We start from the raw sequence: 18,819 nt of genomic DNA, 5'->3' as shown, positions 1-18,819 counted from the left end.
GGAATTTGAGCTAACTACTGCGCCCAAGTCGCAGATGCTTGTGAATCAGTTGACTGCTGTAGTGCCTTCAATACTGCTTGGTATCGCCGTTCGATGTCCTGTTTATCTTGCTGTTGCGATACGCTCTGGTAACTGTCTTGCTGAATCATTTCGGCATGACGCAGCAGTGCTGCTTTATCTTGCCGATCGCAAGTATAAGTCGCAATTGTGGCGATCGCCTCCAGAAGCCGAATTACCACTCCCACATCCGATTTTCCATACTGACGAATCTGGTGAAAAGCAGCATCAGTTAGTCCAGCAAACGTAAATGTTTCGACAATGACGCGAAGATTGTTGCGCTCGTCATAGCGGTAGGGAGAGGGAATTTCTCTTTGAGCTAAGTGAGATAATCCAGCACTTAACTGGTCGATACACTGAATCGCAGTTGTCGGATCGTTGATCCCAGGAGAAATGGCACGTAGGGCAATGTCAACTAATTGGTTCACGGGAAACTCAACATCCTGTTGCTCGGTACGTTGCTTGCCAAGCACAAAAGCATCATTAATTTGCTCTGAGAGTCTCCGATTGACGCATTCCCCTGGAAATACTATCACTAAATTGCTACCCTTGACAACAAACCTACCTGGTCGAGATTTTATCTGCAACAGCAAGGAACGATTGTTAGCGATTTTCATTAATTCTTCGTCATCAATTGCTTGGAGATAACCGCTACTATTGGCTTTAATTGGACGAGCATCTGAATCGAAATTAGCTGGGATTGCGTGATCGTGAGGCTTGGCACTGGGCAAACTCCGCCCTAGCTTTTCGGGAAACAAGCGATCGATCGCGCGGTGTAGCTCGTTGCTAGCCTCGGTGATGATATGAGATACCTGAATGATGGTAGAGGCGTGATGGATAAAGTAAATCAGTACGCCAATGCTGGCAAGTGCCAACAACAACCCAACTGTAACTGAGAGCTGTGGGACAAAGAAGCTGTAGTCATCGCCATCACCGCGTATAGTCCGCAGTACGAGCAAGCAGTAGATGAACGTAGCAATAAATGTCCCCAAGACAAGTTGATTGCCCACATCCCGCATAAAGTTACGCAGCAAACGGGGACTGTAATTAGAAGCCGCCAGCTGAAGCGCCACAATGGTAATTGAGAAAGCGGTAGCGGCAACAGAAATAATCGAACTAGCCACAGATGAAAGCACCTCTCGTGCCCCGTCAGTGCCGCCAGTGTAGAGCCAACCCCACTCTGACAATACTCCATAATAGCCAGCGCGATCGAGGCTTAGCATTGTAAATGCTAGGGCGATCGCTATGACCGCCATCACAGTTGGTAAAAACCAATAGCTAGAGTGGAGGGAATCCCAAATTTTGCCAAGTTTGACGTTTTTCATGGACGCTCGCTCCTGATTGCCTCGGCTTCGCCACTACCATTTTGTTGCGCTCCCATTTGGGCTAGTATGCGAAGAGGATCGCTAATGCGGTGCGATTTTGGCACCTCCTTCTTGCCAGCGGGCCATCCTTCTCTTTGACGGCTGCGATCGCCATCCGTTTCTTCCGTTTGGTCGTGAAATAGAATTTGTCGGGTTGGATATGGCAGATCGATCCCATTTTCCACGTAAAGCTTTTGCTTAATCGCAGAAATTACCTTGTCTCGCGAACTCAAGTCATCAGCTCGGCGTGGTGGTTTAATCCACCAGCGGGCGCGGATATTGACACTACTTTGGGCTAGTTCCAGTACTAGTACGTCAGGAGCTGGATCTGTTAATACCTCATCCACGCTATGAATTGCTGCTAACATCAACCGCTTTGCTTCTTCAACGTCATCGCCGTAGCCGATGCCAACATCGTATTCAATGCGACGGGTATCAAAAGCAGTGTTGACGGTAACTGAATTCGTAAAAAGTTCGGAGTTAGGAATGACAATACGACGACCATCATAAGTGCGAATTGTGGTAGCGCGAGTTTCAATATTTTCTACCGTTCCCTCAAAATCTTTGAAAACGATTTGGTCGTCAATTTGAAATGGCTCTGTTAACAGAATTAGGATACCAGCCAAGAAGTTTTGCAAAATATCGCGAAAGGCGAAACCAATTGCCACACCGCTAATCCCTAGCAGTTGAATCAAATCTCCTGCTTTAAATGTCGGAATTACGATTGATAATGCGACAAATAACCCAATTAGGAGCGCAATTCCTTGAGCTAATCGTCCCAGCACCATGCCCAGATTCCGCGCCTGTCGATGCTTGCGAGTCAGGCGCTTGACTATCGACTTGAGCCATCGTGCTACGAAAAAGAATAGTATAAAGACGACGAATGCCAAGACAATATTTGGCAGCAAAGCAATGAAGCCATCGATCGTCGCCTGAATTTTGTTCCAAGCAGTAGATATTTCTGCGTTCATGACACTGCCTCACTTTTCAAGCAATTAGGGATTAGTGATGCATTCACAATAAAAAGCTGGCGAATTTAAGACTGGGAATTTTGACGGACAAGAGTCTGAATTTCTGCTCGTAAAGCAGCGATTTCAACCTGAAGTGCTTCAATAGATTTGGTTCCTGCAACTTCCGCTTGCGGATCTTCTGCATCCCGTCCCACAAAAAACGTGGCGAGGGTAGCAGTTACGTAACCAAATACGGCAAAAGCATACAGCGCCAGCAACAGGCATAAAATCCGTCCTTCTGGGGACTTGGGAAAGTAGTCCGATCCCATTGTGGTAATCACCATTGCCGTCCACCATAGCGCCGAGCCGTAGTCTGTTATCCCAGATGTAGGAATATTGCTTTCAAAGGCATAGATTCCAGCTGCACCAACTAAAGTGACGATCGCTGTTAGTGCCACCACATAGCCAAATCCCCGCCGCCTGACGCTAGCAGCCAAAGCCCGCATCCCCCGATTGGTGCGAGTCATCACCCGTAGTAACCGCAGTCCTCGCGCCGCACGAGCCGTTCGCAGTAGCCGCACGACTCGGATAATCCGCAGTGTCCTTAAAGCGGGAATCATTAAAGAAAAAGCTGTCAGCCAGTTTTGCCTCAGATATGCAAGTTTGCGCCCAGCGAAGAGAAACTTCAACGCAAAATCAAGGATAAAAATTATCCAGATGACGATGCCTAAAACTTCTAGGAAGGGGTTTAGTCCCCAAATTAGCTCAACAGCAAACAGTGCCAGCCAGACAAAGCTCAAAACTAGCATGGGAGTTTCTAGCCAGTCTTCTAATTGTTGAAGAATTTCGCTACGTTCTTGCTCGATCGCGCTTTTTTGTGGCTTAACCATGACCGTACTTGCTCACCCTGCCTAACCTATCTCGCCATACTTAAGCAACTGGGAAAACTAACTCAAGACATATTTGCTTGCAGTTGCTACTTTTGATGATGTGACTCGGACGATCGGGCGCACCCTATTTCTAGATTCCTACTGGAGTGTATAGCACTATTTCTCCTATGCATTAAGAGCTGATTCATGAACTACTAGTTAAACAAATTAGCTATGGCAATTTGAGTTTAGCTCAAAATAGTGGAAAATTCGGGGAGAATTTAACAATATCCTGAAATCTTTTTTTATTCAAAATTTTAAAGCATTCTTTTTGCGATAATTTCAATTGCTCTGCTTTCAGAAAAAACCTACCTTTTGTCATAGATACTCTAGACTAACAGCACCTATGATAGAGGCAAAAAAATTGTTTCAGGCGCAACATATATGAAAAGAACATAATAAAGGGTAAAATCAATGAAAAATAAAATTATTGTTGGATTAGGAATATTAGCAACTGTAACGGGTTTAGCTATTCCAATCCAGGTTGAAGCGGCAGAAAGAGTAACTTTATCTAGCGATGCTCTTAATCTGGAAAATAAGACGGTAGAAGATGATTATAGAGAATTTTTTAGAAACAGAGCCAATAATCCCGCTGAGATTTCCAACAACTTTAGCGATCGCGTTACTATTTCAAACGAGAAATATTGGAATTATCTCGACGGAGATGACGGTATATGGGAAATAACCGATCGCGTAGAACTATCAGTTAACGAACCAGTTTCACCGCCAATTTTTCCGACCTTACCCGCAGCTAGAGATAACAGATTTGATGGTGTTGAAAGAGTAAGAATCAAGTACGAACTAATTCCTTGAGTGGATAGAATTTGCTTTAATAATACTCTTTTTTAAGTTGAAAAAGAGTGGCGATCGCAAATCTTTTAGACTTTATTGCAACCGCGATCGCCTTTTAGTTTCACCGCTTAGAAAAAGTTATAACCAACTCCTAGTACTAGCCCGATATCTGTGTCATCAAAGAAAGCTGCATTTACTGCCGCAGTAGCAGTAAAGCGATCGGATAGAGGAAAATCTACACCACCTGTTATCATCGGACCTACATCGGCATCGTCATCATCGTCATCTTCAAATACATCAACCTCGTCATCGTCCTCAACACCAGTAGAAATTGCTACTCCAGCTCCCAGGTAAGGAGCGATAGACAACCTTTCGTCAAAAGCTTCTGTCGATCGCAAGTTGAAGTCGTAAGTAAGGGGAATCTGAAAGACGGTATTATCTCCAAATACTGCTGCTGGTCGTAAAGATAAATTCTGCGTCAGTCCAATTTTACTGATAACAGTAAAGTTAGTATCGCCTAAAGCTGTGTCTCCATCCAAACCAATATTTCCACCAATGCCAATATAGCTAGAACCGCCTGCGGTGGCTTGTCCTGGGTCTACATTGACCTGTGCTACCCGACGATCCTCTGGTCTTTCAACTTTGCTTGCTGCTGGCTTAGGTGCAGGTGAGGATTGTGTCAAAGCTGCGGCGGCGGTTGCTGTCGTTCCTGGGGTCGGTACTGAAGCGTTCTTTTTGGGAGCCATTGTTTCTGCTGTTGCTGATAATCCACTTCCTAAAACAGTCATAGCAGTTAAACTCAACACAATAGAAAGTCGCCGCGAAAAAATATTGTTCATTTTTCCTTCCAAATCGTACAAAGTGTACAGTAGTTTACTAGTTCAACTTTTCGAGATTAACGTTGGGTGGCAATAGGACTTGATTAACTGCGTGGATGACACCGTTACTGGCTTGGATATTTGGCTGAACCACGCTGGCATCATTCACGGCAACTTGATTCTGCGCTGGATCGATCTGAATATTGACAGGTCTATCTGCCAACGTTTTCAGTTCTCCCGCTTGCAGCTGACTGGCAGTGAGTTCGCTAGGAACCACATGATATGTGAGAATCCGAATCAAAGTATCTTGATTTTCTGGTTGTGCTAACTTTTCCAAAGTTCCTTTGGGTAACGCTGCAAATGCTCGATCTGTAGGGGCAAAAATTGTAAACGGTCCTCGTTTTTGTAGGCTCTCAGCTAGACCTGTAGCTTTGAGCAGAGAAGTCAGAGTGGAGAAAGATCGATCGGACGCAGCAACAGCAACCACATTATTATTAGACGCTGTAGTAGTGGTAGGCTGAGTTGTAGGAGTGGTCTGTCCAACATCATTTGCAGTAGGGCGCACGATGTAATTAGCTGCTGTTACATTGTTAGCTATGGGTTGTAACCGCCCTTGCCGTACTAAAGCTTGATGCAATAATGCTGCTGCTGTGCCTCGGTTCAGAGGCGTTTGGGGATTGAGTTCTTTGACATTGGGATAGTTGACGACTAGATTTGCTTGCGTAGCTGCGGCAATCGCACCCACAGCATACTCGGGAATGCTTTCGTAATCGGTGTAGTAAGTTTGTAGTAAATTTGAATCTCGATCGCTGGCTGTTAAGCCCAAACCATTAACTAATGCAGTAATTGCCTCCGCTTTGCTAATTTCCTGGTTCGGCAAGAATAAATTATTCGGATAACCTTGCAAAAATCCAGTTTCGTAAGCTTCTTCTACTACTGAAGCTGCCCAATAATCAGCCGGAACATCCTTAAATCCAGATTCGCTCAACTGGCGAACTGGTTTCGTATCAAAAGCACTGGCAAGCATGGCAGCAAATTCAGCTCGATCTACAGGCTCTTCTGGTCTATACGTCCCGTTAGGAAAGCCTGTAATGATGTTTTGAGCAGCTAAAGCTTGAATAAATGGCTGCGCCCAGTAGTTAGCAGAAACATCGGAGAAGTTAACTGTCGTAGCTGACGATGGAGATGGAGTAGCCGTTGGAGAACTATCCTGAGCAAAAGATGGAGTAGAAATTGCAATTGGAACCAATCCACTAACGGCGAGCGTCAGAGATAGCAAAGCGGCGCTATGGCGCGATCGCTGTAAGAAACCAAACATAAAAACTGTCCTGAAAAATTATCAATCGTTTAGTAGCAACTCATGAAGAAAGCTCTTTGAGATATGTGGTTCGCGCTCATCCCTAAATGAATGTCTTCCATCAATTAGAAAGAGGCGTTACAAGTGCTGGAACGAGTTAGCGATTTTAGTTTTTTGCTCGACCGTTCTTTGCAAATATGCAACGCCCAGAGTGTGTGTGATGAAAAAGGAGCTATGAACCACCAGTTAAATAAAGCACTTAACCGGCTCCGATCTGAATCTAGATCTAAATAGTGGAAAAATCGGGGAGAAGGCAAACTTAATTTTATGGGTGCGATAACTTACACGAGACGAGAGTAAAATTGGTACTTGGTAGTAGTATTTACATCTACTGCGACCGACTATTTTAATTTGGCACTCTACATCTATTTCTTAGGATAGATTTAGATCGGCATACGGTACTTTTCCACGAGTTTTCCACTTTCTAGATTTATTTTGATGGTGTAGTGCTAACTAAAGCATGAAGTAGGCACGCTCGACTCTTGTAGCTTTCAATTTATACTAAACACTGGAGAGCATTTTGCAAGATTGACAATACTTTAAAGCTTTTAAATAACAATCTTTCTGAAAAAACAATGCAATTAAAATGGAAAGGCGTTAATTCAATGTATCACCCCAATTTAAATGTTTTTAACAGCAAGATCGTAAAAGTCTATTCAGAAGCAGACAAGCGAAAAATCGGTACTATTAACGATGTTTTAGTTGACGATTCCACCGATCGGATTAGATATTTAATTATCAACGTGGGATTCTGGATCTTTGGCAAGAAAGTTATATTACCCATCGAGCTTGTTCGCGTAGATCCCGTTGACAACTGCATTTACGCCATAGGGTTAACTAAAACGCAAGCCAAGGATTTACCTGAGTTTAAAGATAACCGGAAACGCGATCGCACACCTGGCGAGCAAGATAGTATCGCAGTTACTTCTACAACTACTGATACTATATCTAAACCTGTAGCGCCAATAGCACCAGTCGATCCTATGACATTAAATACTGTCGCAACTTTAAACGAGCCTACAGGAATTGCTACATCCGATAGAATTTACGAACGTAGCTAAAGTGAAAACAGGATAGCGAAAACCTTTAGAAGTCAATGAAAATTAGAGTAGCAAACATCTAATAAGTCACCAGTCAAACAAAAACGATAGTAGTACGAGCGATCGAGTTACTTGGTTTTGAGAGGCTAATATCATGGTTGCTAATGAGTTAAATAGGCAGGACACAGCAATAAAAATAAGTGTGTCTGGAGAAATATTGAATCGAGAAAGCTCAAATAAAGCCAAATTAACTGAAGAGCGATCGGAGGCAAAAAAAACACATGAAGAACAGTTGAATTCAGCTAACTTACCTGAAGTAACTGGATTTGTGTTACCTACTTACTTAGCAATAATGGCTGTAGTCATGACCGTGTTTGCGATCTCGCGTAAAAACGAACGCGATCGCATTACTAATTTCTTAATTAGTTTAGAGCGAGTTCCTTGTAGGAATTGTCGTTTTTTCTCACTCAGCCAGTATCTTAAGTGCGCGGTACATCCGTCTGTTGTAATGACAAAACAAGCAATTGACTGTCCAGATTACTGTCCCAAAGATAGCAAACTTCGTGATTAAAGTATTCTAGCAATTGGTATTGAATACACTTCGTAAATCAAAAATTGGTAGAACGCGATCGATCCTAAATAGCGGTAATTGAAGCATAGAGTTTCTCAGCTGTTTTTGTACAAACGCGATCGCGTGTTTCTTCGCTCAGACAATCGAGAAATGGTGTATATCGGGCAATGCCTAGCGTACTTGCAGTTAAAAGAAGTAGACACTATCAAAAAAGCAATTTATGGAGGCAGTATTGTGCGCTTAAGTCAATGGCTCGGTTTACTTGCCCTGGCGATCTCTCTTTATATTCTGTGGCAAATTCGGCAAGTTGTTTTACTGTTATTTGCATCTGTAGTCTTGGCAACGGTTTTAAATCGAGTTGTGCGACGAATTCAGCAGTACCACATTAAGCGTGGGTTTGCTATTGGGATTACAGTTACGATCTTACTAGCACTAATTATTGGCTTTTTTGCGTTCATCGTGCCGCGCATTGTCGATCAGTTACAACAATTAGTTGATGTCTTGCCCCAAACATCAGAAAGAATAACGACTTGGTTGAATTGGTTGCAATCTACAATCCCAGGAGCAATGTTTGAACAGCTTCGTCTTTTAGAGAATATTCCGCAACAGCTTCAAGTATGGATAGCACAGCTATTGGGTAACTTTTTTGTTATTCTCAATAATTCGCTTGCTGTTGTTCTTAGCTTGTTGCTATTTTTGATTCTGACCGTCATGCTGTTAGCAAATCCCTCTCAATACCGACGAGTTTTTATCCTTGCTTTTCCTTCGTTTTATCGACAACGAATTGACGAAATTTTGTCGGAAACCGAAAAAGCTTTAGTTGGTTGGATAAAAGGCACTCTTATAGCAATGGTTGTCATTGGTTTAATATCTTTTATTGGGCTGACAGTTTTGGGAGTGCCACTGCCTTTAGTCAATGCCGCTCTAGCCGGATTGCTAGAATTTATTCCTAATGTTGGACCAACCTTAAGTGTCATTCCACCAGCACTGCTCTCCCTGCTCGATGCTCCTTGGAAGTCAGGAGCAGTTATATTACTTTATATAGCAATTCAACAGTTTGAAAGCCTAGTTTTGGTTCCCTTAATTATGAAGCAAGAGGTGAATCTGATGCCAGTATTCACTATCTTGGCAGTTGTAGTTTTTGCCAGCTTTTTTGGTTTCTTAGGCATATTTCTCGCTATTCCACTATTGGTTGTAGTACAGATTTGGCTCAAAGAAGTCTTGGTCAAAGATGTCATGAATAAATGGCAATGACGACAAGAGAATTAGGAATATTTATCTAGTTTTGTTCGTCCGTGCTAGAGTAGTTTGCATAAATGAAGCAGCCATTTTGATTAGCTTATTGTTTTCCAGGCTGAGTAAAGTGAGGTATTAAAACTGAAATCCCAAAAAATTCCAGTAGGTCAGAAAGGGAATAAACATCAAAGCAGCTAGGGTAATGAAAGAATAATGCGCTCGCCTCATTAAAGACCAATAATTATTCCTCCAAGCCACGGCGGTGAAGATAAACAATCCCAGTGTCAACACAGTGGTAAGTAGGGGAATGCAAAGGAATGCGATCGCCACAACAGGCACGCCATAGACTAGCTTCCATACTCCATACAGCCAGAGCGATAGGGGAAAGCCAATCAGGAAAACTAAATTCAGAGTCCCGATTAAACCTGCTAGTATCCAAGCCTGACTCAACCGCCGTTCCACGCGAAACTGTTTGCCTCGCCAACGCCGAATTAAAGGTAATATCGGATAAATTATTGCAGCCGACAGGAACATTACGGCACAAAAGCCAACAATTCCTAATTGCACCCAGACAGTTTCATACCAATGAATTCGCTCGAAGGTTCCGATAACGGGAAAAATTGGATTAAACGCAAATGCAATCCGACCGCTGCTGTCCTCACCAAAACCAGTGAAAGCCTCGTCATTTGCTCGCTGGAATAACAGTGGTTCTACAGGTATTAACCCAATCTTAGGAGCATTTCCGAGAAAAAATAGACTAGGACTACGAACGAGCAAAGTGCCGTTGTCACCTTTCTCGATCTTGATATGCTTAAAAGGTGCGCTCACTTTAGCAAAGGTGTCGCGGGGATACTCCAAGTCACGGTAGATGCCAGCAAACCGATTCAGTTGCTCCTCGTTGAGGGAAAGTGGTTGTTTACGTGCAGGTGTGATGACAGGAAAATAGCGATCGAAAAATTGAGAGAGGAATTTTTCATGTATCCCAGAGAAACTGTTGGTTGCAGTAAAGATGCCAATGTTTTGGTCGTTCAGCAGGGTAAGAGAGCTAGAATATCCTCGCAAGCTACCTAAGTGGGTAAGCGATCTAATGCCATTTTCCAACCGCTCGTGAAATTCGTAAGCAGTGCCAGGTAACAGAGGATGCTGGGTAAAGTGCGTTTGATGCATCAACCGGACGGTATCTGGCTTCAGGATACGCGCATTTTCATAGCGACCGAGTTGCAAGTGAGCGATCGCAAAGTGAGCCATATCTATAGCAGTTGTTTGCAGCGAAGCAGCTGGGGCAATGTTGAGATACAGGTAGGGGACGGGTTTAAAGTTACCATTTTGATACTGATAGCCCACAGCTAAATCCTTTGCTAAAGACAGTGGCGGTGGTTGAACAAAGGCGCTGCGGGGCATAGAAAGCGGTTGGAAGATGTTTTTGTCGATATATTCAGCGAAGGGAAGACCGGAAATCTTTTGCACCAAATAGCCCAGCAACGCAGTACTATGGCTGGAATAGTTGTAGAGTTTGCCTGGAGGCCAGAAAATGGGTGGCATCCGAGCGGCTAGATAGTCTCCTAGTGGCTGGATCTCCTGGGCGCTGCGAGCAGCAAGTCCGATCCGCCGCTGAGAAGTGCCATCCGTGTGCGTCATCAGTTGGGCAACTTTAACTGGTTCGGGATAAGGATTTTTGAGTTGGAAATCTATGAGGTACTGGTTCACATCTTCATCTAATTGCAGCATTCCTCGCTCGTATAACTGCATTGCTGCTGTAGCTGTGAATAGCTTGGAAAGCGAGGCAACGCGAAACAGCGTTTTATCTGCTGCTACTGGTATTTTCTGTTCCACATTGGCATAGCCATAACCCTTAGCGAAAAACACCTTACCATCTCTCACCACAGAGATCGCCCCGCCAGGAATATGAGTTTTCGACATCTCTTCTTGAAAAAACTTGTCTACAAATGCCTCAAATTCTCGTGGGTCATTTAATCCAGGCGCACCAGGCGCCGGAGATACAGGTTGCTCTGGCTCGCTAACTGGCTGTTGAGGTTGACGATCTAAAACTTGCACCTCATCTGATATGCTTTGCGCCCAAGTAGGTAGCCCTGATAGGGAGAGAGATAGGATGATGACAACTACCCAAGAAATCAAGTTATAAACAAACCGACGTTTGGCGATCGCCTTGTTTCTTCTGTGTGGCAACATTTCTAGTCTACTGATTCAATCTTTTACTACATGGCAACTTTAAGTCATGCATAAAAACTGTCATCGGTCATGAGCAATTCGTAAATGACCGATGACTAATGACTAATGACAACTACGGTCTGACACCAGCGTTAGCTTGAAATCGAGCCACGCCATAGGGGATGAGTCGCTCTAACCCAAGGTGCTTTCCAGCCACTTCGTAGTTAAAAAAGTTATCTGCACCAGGAACGGTAGGCTCGACTTCTTGCAGCGTAATTTTTAGATTCGTTCTAGCAGGAACGGGTTGAGCAAATGCGATGACGAATTGATTATCTTCCGTCAAACCGCGAAAAAGATTTGCCTCAATTTGCCGACCTGATTCGGTTGTCACCTGAGTACCTTCTTGAATCTGCACGTCATCTGGTGCTGTGATTCTTACGTATGATAAAGGTTTAGCTCCCGTATAGAGCGTCATCGAGTGATTTTCGTCATTGAGATCGATATTTGTGCTGACAATGCGGGGAGCGCTGGCATCATAATTAACTGCTTGTGCTTGAGCTACAGTTGGCACAACAGTTGTTGTTGCAGCTGCCAAAGTAAAGATGGTGGAATAGATTAAGCTTTTCATCAAAATTCTCCTTGTTAAGAACTTGAACTTAATTGATTGAGTGACGAGAAATCTTTTCACTTTCGTTTGCTTAGGGCGCAAGTGAAAATGAGTGCCAGTAGTATTGCCCCTTGATTCTTCATCCCAGGAAAGAGATAGTTTTCCTCCAGGATTTTCTTCTGTAGATCGATGGCTGTACTAGCTTTGAACTCAGATTAGATCTAAATAGTGGAAATCTGGTGGAGAGAGTAACAACTTTACTCAATAAAACTGATACGTCTTTGTTCAATCTCAGTACAAACGAGTACTGTCTGACTGATGGCAGGGGTCAGATTGTCCCCATTATGCATTTATCGTCCGTTCAATAGCTCTTGTTGAGGTATGTCAGCTTCTACTTCATTTTGTTGGACTTGTTGAGAAACGTAATTGATTACTGCACCGATCGCGAAGAACCCAAAGAGTAGCGCAATTGCTACAAAGATTTTAATGATGACATTACTGGGGCGCGGTTTTGTCATGGTTATAGTTGTTGATCCAAAAAGCTTAGATCGATGTATCCTGTCTAACTTTGGATGAAACTTCTTCATCCTTAAGACAGAAGTAACTCAAGCACCATACAGGTGATAAACACAAGATAGGGAGCGATAAGTGTCAAAAAAATTGGAGTTCACATCTGTCATCCTACCTTTACTGCCCAAGAAGTGCTTGACGAACGGGAAACTTAAAAAGACGCTCGCTCATTTGAGTGGAAAATTTTGTGTAACGATGAATAAACTTAATACTAATTGCATCCTTAGTCATAAATCTATCTGCGATCGCAACTTGACTCAAGCTTTGTGGAATAATGGCACAATTGCCGCGATGCTCTTAGCTCTAACTTTTTTTGGCTGCACCGATCCTAACTCGAACTCAGCTAATTCTGAGGCTAACGCAACAATAAGTGAAATCGTTAACGAAGCAAATACCAACCTCATAGATAAGACCGTGACTGTCAGCGGAGAAATCGAAGAAGTTATCAGTCCAAAGGCATTTATCATTGAAGGCGAACGCTTCTTTAACGATCCGGAGTTATTGGTTCTAAATCTGGGCGGTTCTCCTATAGTCAATGACAGCAACATTCAAGTTACAGGCACGGTTCGCCAATTTTCCAAAGCTGAAATCGAGAATCAGTTTGATGTGGATCTAGGAAAGTTAGAAGCAGAATTTAAGGGCAAGCCCGTACTTATTGCTACAGCAGTAGTTCTAACACCAGAACCAGGTGAAGTTGCCGAGGAACCAAGCCCGTTTATGGGTAAAACTGTGACCCTTAGTGGTAAAGTTGAACGAGTTATTAGTCGCAATGCATTTACACTTGATGACCAAGAGTTTATTGGCGGCAAAGAGTTGCTGGTCGTTGGTGCTGTGCCAGCTATAGGTTCGATTGATGTAGGCGAAACCGTCCGCGTGACTGGATTAATTCGCCAATTCATCACAGTAGAGATCGAGAAAGACTTGGATCTTAAAATACAACCCGAACTGAAAGCAAAATATGAGGGTAAAGCTGTTGCGATCGCGCGGTCAATCGAGATTGTCAAGTGAGATAGCCAAAGAAACGCGATCGCCGTCTCATCAAATACTAATCCGTCGATACCGTGCCAGGATCAGCAAGTGGATGGCATAAGCAACAAGACCGACTGCAATCATACCCAAAAGCCACCGACCAAATGTTTCTTCTGCTAGCGTTTGCAATGCACCACCCAGCCCTTGAACTTCGCCTGCGTCAGACTGAACGGCGGCTTGAATTAGAAGCAGACCGATAACACCGAAAGCAGCGCCACGGGCAGTAACGCCAAATCTACCAATACCCATCGCCCATTTTACCTGGGCAGTACTCATTTGTTTTAATTGAAGCCGTTGGCGAAATCGCTCGGTAAAGGCTACATACGCAAAGGAAACGCTTATGCCTAGCACGACGACTCCAACAATCCCGACCAGCCATTGTCCAAATGGTTGTGCTAGCAAACGTGCCGTCCAGTCTTGTCTCCAACGACTATTGCTTGACACACCAGTAATAATCTGTACGGCAGCAATTGCTAAACCTGCATAACTCGCGCCACTAATCGCGTAGCCCAGGCGTGGGATAACTCTGTTGGTATTCCTACCTTGATATTCGGGATCTACGAATGCTTGAAAGAAACGCCAAACCGCATAGCTAGTTAGACCTACAGCCACTACCATCAGCAAAAATTTACCAAATGGTTGCGTCACAATTATTTGGAGAACATCACTCGTCCCAGCCGCTTCGCCACCGATGCCGAGTGCTACAGGCATTGCCAACAAGCCAACGATTAAGTAAACCACTCCTTTAACCGCGTAGCCGAACCGTGCTATTCGCTCAATCCACGAGCGATCGCCATTGAGCTTTCGCATACTTTGCCGCACTACTAATCTATCTTGATACCTACAATTCTCCACGAGTTTTGCACTATTTGTGGCTAACCTTAAGAGTAAATCTATTTTAGCTAAATTCACTTCAATGAAAGGAGATAAAGGGCAGGCAACAGGGGAGAACTCATATAGGCAAAAGAGTAATGTTGAAGACACTAGTCATTATTTGCTACTGTTAAAAACAGGGAAATAAAAAATGAGGAAAAGGCTGTCATATTTTTCTATGAATAAGCGAGTGGCTTTTTGTTAACTTAGCCTCTTGCCGCTCATGCTAATAATATTTTAAATAGGAAGATGAATTAACCTTAAACATTACAAATCGATATTATGAAAAGATGGAAATATTAAATTTGACTCATCACCTTTTTATCGATGTTGCAAATAATAGAATGGAAAGAATAGCTAACAATTTTGACAGCTAATGCGCCGGATTGCTTTTTCAGCAGTTAGTAAATAATCAAACAGAACTAGAGCAAAAAGCAAATTAATATCAGAGATAATGTTAAAACTGTTCGCTCCTTTGAGCAAGGCTAGCAATAGCCACAATCAGTTGATTTGGCTCGACTGGCTTAGTAAGATATAGTTGAAAGCCTGCTTGAAGAGCCTGCGATCGATCTTCTTCCCTAGCGTAAGCTGTCAATGCGATAGCCCCAATTTTCACTCTTGTTTCTGCCTCAATTTGTTTCACATGGCGGATCAGAACGTAACCATCCTTATCTGGCATACCAATATCGCTAATTAGCACATCGGGTTTTGAGCGTTTTAATACCTCTATTGCTTCATCTACCGAGTTAACAACCGTTATTTCTGCTCCACACTCTTCTAACCACGTCCTCACTAATATTTGCGCGTCAACTTCATCATCTACCACTAATATCCGTAAGCCATTAAGATGAGGTGTGAGGGGTATTTTCTTCTCTCTTGTGTTCCCCTTGTCTCCCCCTCTTGTTTTCATCAGAGGCAAAAGTACTCTAAATGTTGCCCCATGTCCTGTACCTAAGCTCTCTGCCTCGATTGTACCGCCGTGTAGTTCTACTAAATGACGGGCGATCGCTAAACCCAATCCTAGTCCCTTATGTGCCCTCGTACTCGCACTATTAGCTTGACGGAAGCGATCGAAAACATACGGTAAAAAGTCGCGGTCAATCCCTATACCTGTATCTGTGACTTGGATTTGGGCAAAGTTAGTAATTGGTAATTGGTAATTGGTGGTTGGTAGTTGGTCTTCAGCGACATTTTTGAACGCCAGTTGCTTTAAGTCGGCGGAGTCGCCCAACAAACTGGCTCCTTTTGACTTTTGACCTTTGACTTTTTCTAGCCGCACTTCCACCCTTCCACCTTCTGGCGTGAACTTGATGGCATTTACAAGGAGATTCCACACAATCTGTTGCAAACGATTTGGATCTCCCCAGACAAGAAATGGTAAGCGATCGGATAAAGCTCGGCTAAAATTCAAGCAGAGTCCCTTGGTATCTGCCGCTGGTTGTACTACTCCTAAAGCAGATGTAATGACTGAAGCCAGTTCAACAGTACCACGATTAAGCGAGAGATCCCCCCGCACAATACGGGAAATATCGAGCAGATCGTCAATCAGTTGCATCTGCAAATTGGCGTTTCGTGCAATTGTCCCAACTGCTAGAGCAGTTTTAGTCTCGTCTAGCTTACCTGCTTCTAGCATCCCAGCCCAACCAACAATTGCTGTCATTGGGGTGCGGAGTTCGTGAGAGACTATTGCTAAAAACTCATCCTTTGAGCGGTTGGCTGCTTCTGCTGACTCTCGTGCTGCTTGTTCGTACAACAGCAGTTGCTCTCGTTCTTCCTCTGCCCGCTGACGATCGGTAATATCTTGTATAACTTCTGAAAAGCCGCGTAGATTTCCAGCTCGATCCCATAAGGCAGTGACGACATCATGCGCCCAGAACTGTGTGCCATCCTTACGGCTATGCCTGCGGTTCTCCTCCGACAACCCTTCAATTATTGCCGTTTCCAGCACTTGTTTTGGTATGCTACGCTCAATTGCTTCAGGCGTAAACAGGCACTCCCAAGATTGACCGACGATCTCCTCTTCCTGATAGCCAAAAATCCGCTCTGCCCCAACATTCCAATTGATAATATACCCCTTTGGATCTAGCATGAAAATAGCGTAGTCACGCACTCTTTCTACCATTAAGCGGTAACGCTCTTCGCTTTGGTACAGTCTTTCCTGATTTTGCTGCAAAAGTTCGCGATCGCGTACTGCTTGCCGTCGAGCAGAGCGTAACATTGCATTGAGCGTGACGATGAGCAGTGCCACTAGTACAAAGTAGCCTACTCTCATCAGGCTGTACCGACTCAAAACCAGAGTATAAATTGGTGGTAGAAAAAAGTATTCGCTAGCTAAAGCACTCAAGGCAATTGTCAACAGTGCAGGTCTTATACCCCCATACCAGGAACTAATCGCTACAGCAGAAAGAAAAAATGGGTAAATGACTGGTTGGAGCTGCCACCATAGTTGTTGTGTTAGTAGCAGCGCTACTACAGTGGTTAGTAAGGCAACGCCATAACGGTTGAGTGGGGAGCGTTTCAAGTTCAACTTCTCCTGTTGTTGTTGCCTGTATGCCCGTGCTGAAGCAGTTAAAGAGCGCGAAAATGCAATGCGCTTTATGTGACAACTGACAACTCTTAACTAGTCACTGGCAGAGGGTCACTGGTCAGGCGATAACTGATTCAATCTTCTTTCTACCCAAGTTTTCCACTTTTATACCCTAGCTTTAGACGTAGACAACCAAACTGGAGTTCCTGTATGGAAACCTACAAACTCTATGCAAAGTAAAAATAATTTAGTACAAAAACATACGCGATTTTTTGTACTAAATACTGTAAGTTGTACCTTTTCAACAATAGTAACGATAGTAACAATGAGAAATTGAGTTTCAATTTTGACTACAAGTCTAGTTCGCTCGTTTAGCTAACTTCAGATTGCAAAACGCAATACTTGTTCGCGACTCCCCATCATTCAGGAAAGCCATCCAATGTCTAAACAACTAATTTATCTGACATTGCCAGCAATTGCCGAAGCTATTGAAAGCACTTTATCTGCATTTCCATATCGTTGCTATCAAAATTATTTTACGAGTCCAGAACAACGTCGCAAGTTATTTTTATACATTCTCAAACGAATACGCGCTCGCTATACAGTTCTGATTGACGATCCCCAACCATCATTAAATTGTCAAACCGTTTCTCTTTCCCCAGAACAATACTTATACATCAAAGAATTTGCCCAACAAGGTATTTGCCATCTGATCCCAGAAAACTGTACAAGGAAATAGATTTTCTCCAAAGAGATCGAGACGCAATCGAGTCGATCCTCAAGCGAAGTTGAATGAGAAAAATGATGGAGAAAGCGATCGCTAGTTTTTATCCTTTCTCATCGTGTATTACTACCCTCTTGAGTAGGAGATTGAGATTATGACTGCTGAAACTGAAATTGTCAGTTACATTTCCCAACAGCTCGATCGATGTGTAAAGCAGTTTAACGAGCTGAGTTCTCCACTAGTTTTCCACTATTTAGGCTTATCTTCAATATATAGTCAGCTCAAAAAGAATAGTGAAGAGTTTTTGAACTGAATTGCTAGCACCTAGCACAACAACTGCTAGGACAGCAAAAGAATGAAATTGAAGGAGATTTTTTCGATCGTGGATAGGCAAAGACAAGACTTAGTTGGATCTAGTAGGCGCTCTGGGCAAGGTAACTTCGTCTCTAGGTTTTGGCGCAACCGGAGCGCAATTGCTCTGTTATTTTTCCCCGTACTGCTGGCGGCTTGCTCCCAACCAGAACCACGCGCCACCGCTCCCGAACAAGGTGCAACTGTAGAAAGTGTAGCTGAAGAAACGCAGCAATACGTTGGGAAGACGGTGACTGTCGATGGCAAAATCGCCAGACAAGTTAGCACAAAAGCATTCATCATTCAAGACAAAGAGTTTTTAGGCGGCGAAGATGTACTAGTGGTAAGTGCTAAAGAAGCTCCCATCGTCCCAGATACTTTCGCTCAAGTCACGGGTACGGTGCGCCAGGTGACAGAGATCGCCGAAATAGAGAAAGAGTACGGTTTCGATCTAGATCCACAGTTAGAAGTAGAACTGAGGCAAAGACCGATAATCGTTGCTCAATCGTTTGCGCTCAAACCTGACTTGGAAAAAATTACTAATACTCCAGTTCCGTTTTTGGGTAGAACAGTCACCATTGAGGGTGAAGTTGAAAGAGTGATTAGCCCGACTGCATTTATGCTCGACAGCAACGAAGTTCTGGGTGAGGATGACTTGCTAGTTGTAGGTGCAAAATCAGCAAATAACATTAAAGAAGATAGCCGCGTCCAAGTCACGGGAACCGTGCGTAAAGTAACTACAAGGCAGCTAGAGCGGGAATTTAACTTAGAACCGGCTCAGGAATATGAGGTGTACGTCAAGAAACAGCCTGCGATTGTCTCTCAGACAGTTCAAGTTGTAACGCAGTAGTCCGC

General features: G+C 43.6%; 18 protein-coding genes. 8 read left to right on the top strand and 10 right to left on the bottom strand.

Annotated elements, in window-relative coordinates; translation table 11 throughout:
* Positions 1 to 14 precede the first annotated feature (14 nt).
* The 3 genes from H6G17_RS20110 to H6G17_RS20100 all read right to left on the bottom strand — a co-directional run bounded on the left by H6G17_RS20110 (position 15) and on the right by H6G17_RS20100 (position 3,261).
* The gene (locus H6G17_RS20110) at positions 15 to 1,382 is read right to left on the bottom strand and encodes a DUF2254 domain-containing protein (protein ID WP_192160163.1); all 1,368 of its coding nucleotides are present in this window, start codon (positions 1,380 to 1,382) and stop codon (positions 15 to 17) included.
* A complete protein-coding gene (locus H6G17_RS20105) occupies positions 1,379 to 2,392 on the bottom strand; it encodes a mechanosensitive ion channel family protein (protein WP_192160161.1) in 1,014 nt (337 codons plus the stop codon). The genes H6G17_RS20110 and H6G17_RS20105 overlap by 4 nt, the downstream gene beginning before the upstream one ends.
* Before the next feature lie 65 nt (positions 2,393 to 2,457).
* Entirely contained in the window at positions 2,458 to 3,261 is an 804-nt protein-coding gene (locus tag H6G17_RS20100; protein ID WP_192160159.1) for an ion transporter, read from the bottom strand.
* A gap of 453 nt (positions 3,262 to 3,714) precedes the next feature.
* Here H6G17_RS20100 and H6G17_RS20095 point away from each other — a divergent pair, with 453 nt between their 5' ends.
* Positions 3,715 to 4,113 (top strand): hypothetical protein, encoded by a 399-nt coding sequence (locus tag H6G17_RS20095; protein WP_192160158.1) that lies wholly within the window; start codon positions 3,715 to 3,717, stop codon positions 4,111 to 4,113.
* Between the two features lie 107 nt (positions 4,114 to 4,220).
* On the opposite strand, the gene H6G17_RS20090 is transcribed toward H6G17_RS20095, so the two are convergent.
* Together H6G17_RS20090 and H6G17_RS20085 are read right to left on the bottom strand one after the other, a co-directional pair.
* Positions 4,221 to 4,931 (bottom strand): outer membrane beta-barrel protein, encoded by a 711-nt coding sequence (locus H6G17_RS20090; RefSeq protein WP_192160156.1) that lies wholly within the window; start codon positions 4,929 to 4,931, stop codon positions 4,221 to 4,223.
* Between the two features lie 37 nt (positions 4,932 to 4,968).
* Entirely contained in the window at positions 4,969 to 6,228 is a 1,260-nt protein-coding gene (locus H6G17_RS20085) for a fasciclin domain-containing protein (RefSeq protein WP_192160154.1), read from the bottom strand.
* Between the two features lie 614 nt (positions 6,229 to 6,842).
* Here H6G17_RS20085 and H6G17_RS20080 point away from each other — a divergent pair.
* From H6G17_RS20080 to H6G17_RS20070, 3 genes are all read left to right on the top strand, one after another.
* Entirely contained in the window at positions 6,843 to 7,328 is a 486-nt protein-coding gene (locus tag H6G17_RS20080) for a PRC-barrel domain-containing protein (RefSeq protein ID WP_192160152.1), read from the top strand.
* A gap of 181 nt (positions 7,329 to 7,509) precedes the next feature.
* Positions 7,510 to 7,878 (top strand): hypothetical protein, encoded by a 369-nt coding sequence (locus tag H6G17_RS20075; protein WP_192160151.1) that lies wholly within the window; start codon positions 7,510 to 7,512, stop codon positions 7,876 to 7,878.
* A gap of 234 nt (positions 7,879 to 8,112) precedes the next feature.
* Positions 8,113 to 9,132, top strand: coding sequence for an AI-2E family transporter (locus tag H6G17_RS20070; RefSeq protein ID WP_192160253.1), 1,020 nt, complete (start codon positions 8,113 to 8,115; stop codon positions 9,130 to 9,132).
* A 117-nt stretch (positions 9,133 to 9,249) separates the two neighbouring features.
* On the opposite strand, the gene H6G17_RS20065 is transcribed toward H6G17_RS20070, so the two are convergent.
* The 3 genes from H6G17_RS20065 to H6G17_RS20055 all read right to left on the bottom strand — a co-directional run bounded on the left by H6G17_RS20065 (position 9,250) and on the right by H6G17_RS20055 (position 12,408).
* Positions 9,250 to 11,304, bottom strand: coding sequence for a serine hydrolase domain-containing protein (locus H6G17_RS20065; RefSeq protein WP_192160149.1), 2,055 nt, complete (start codon positions 11,302 to 11,304; stop codon positions 9,250 to 9,252).
* Between the two features lie 112 nt (positions 11,305 to 11,416).
* Entirely contained in the window at positions 11,417 to 11,911 is a 495-nt protein-coding gene (locus tag H6G17_RS20060; RefSeq protein ID WP_192160147.1) for a hypothetical protein, read from the bottom strand.
* A gap of 329 nt (positions 11,912 to 12,240) precedes the next feature.
* On the bottom strand, positions 12,241 to 12,408 hold the full coding sequence (locus tag H6G17_RS20055; RefSeq protein WP_192160145.1) for a hypothetical protein: 168 nt from the start codon (positions 12,406 to 12,408) through the stop codon (positions 12,241 to 12,243).
* 247 nt (positions 12,409 to 12,655) lie between these two features.
* Here H6G17_RS20055 and H6G17_RS20050 point away from each other — a divergent pair, with 247 nt between their 5' ends.
* Positions 12,656 to 13,468: a hypothetical protein gene (locus tag H6G17_RS20050; RefSeq protein ID WP_192160144.1), complete on the top strand. Its 813-nt coding sequence runs from the start codon at positions 12,656 to 12,658 to the stop codon at positions 13,466 to 13,468.
* 30 nt (positions 13,469 to 13,498) lie between these two features.
* On the opposite strand, the gene H6G17_RS20045 is transcribed toward H6G17_RS20050, so the two are convergent.
* A complete protein-coding gene (locus H6G17_RS20045) occupies positions 13,499 to 14,299 on the bottom strand; it encodes a DUF1206 domain-containing protein (protein ID WP_192160143.1) in 801 nt (266 codons plus the stop codon).
* 520 nt (positions 14,300 to 14,819) lie between these two features.
* The gene (locus H6G17_RS20040) at positions 14,820 to 16,883 is read right to left on the bottom strand and encodes an ATP-binding protein (RefSeq protein WP_242038501.1); all 2,064 of its coding nucleotides are present in this window, start codon (positions 16,881 to 16,883) and stop codon (positions 14,820 to 14,822) included.
* 445 nt (positions 16,884 to 17,328) lie between these two features.
* On the opposite strand from H6G17_RS20040, the gene H6G17_RS20035 reads away from it, so the two are divergent.
* The 3 genes from H6G17_RS20035 (at position 17,329) to H6G17_RS20025 (ending at position 18,814) form a co-directional block, all read left to right on the top strand.
* Positions 17,329 to 17,628, top strand: coding sequence for a hypothetical protein (locus tag H6G17_RS20035; RefSeq protein WP_192160141.1), 300 nt, complete (start codon positions 17,329 to 17,331; stop codon positions 17,626 to 17,628).
* 139 nt (positions 17,629 to 17,767) lie between these two features.
* Positions 17,768 to 17,926 carry a hypothetical protein gene (locus H6G17_RS20030; RefSeq protein ID WP_192160139.1) on the top strand — a complete coding sequence of 53 codons (159 nt, stop codon included), beginning with the start codon at positions 17,768 to 17,770 and terminating at the stop codon, positions 17,924 to 17,926.
* A gap of 42 nt (positions 17,927 to 17,968) precedes the next feature.
* The gene (locus H6G17_RS20025; protein ID WP_192160137.1) at positions 17,969 to 18,814 is read left to right on the top strand and encodes a hypothetical protein; all 846 of its coding nucleotides are present in this window, start codon (positions 17,969 to 17,971) and stop codon (positions 18,812 to 18,814) included.
* Positions 18,815 to 18,819: the final 5 nt, after the last annotated feature.

Source organism: Chroococcidiopsis sp. [FACHB-1243], assembly GCF_014696895.1.
Lineage (GTDB): Bacteria > Cyanobacteriota > Cyanobacteriia > Cyanobacteriales > Chroococcidiopsidaceae > Chroococcidiopsis.
Note: the sequence above shows the minus strand (reverse complement) of the source record. Positions and strands in the feature narration are given on the sequence as shown.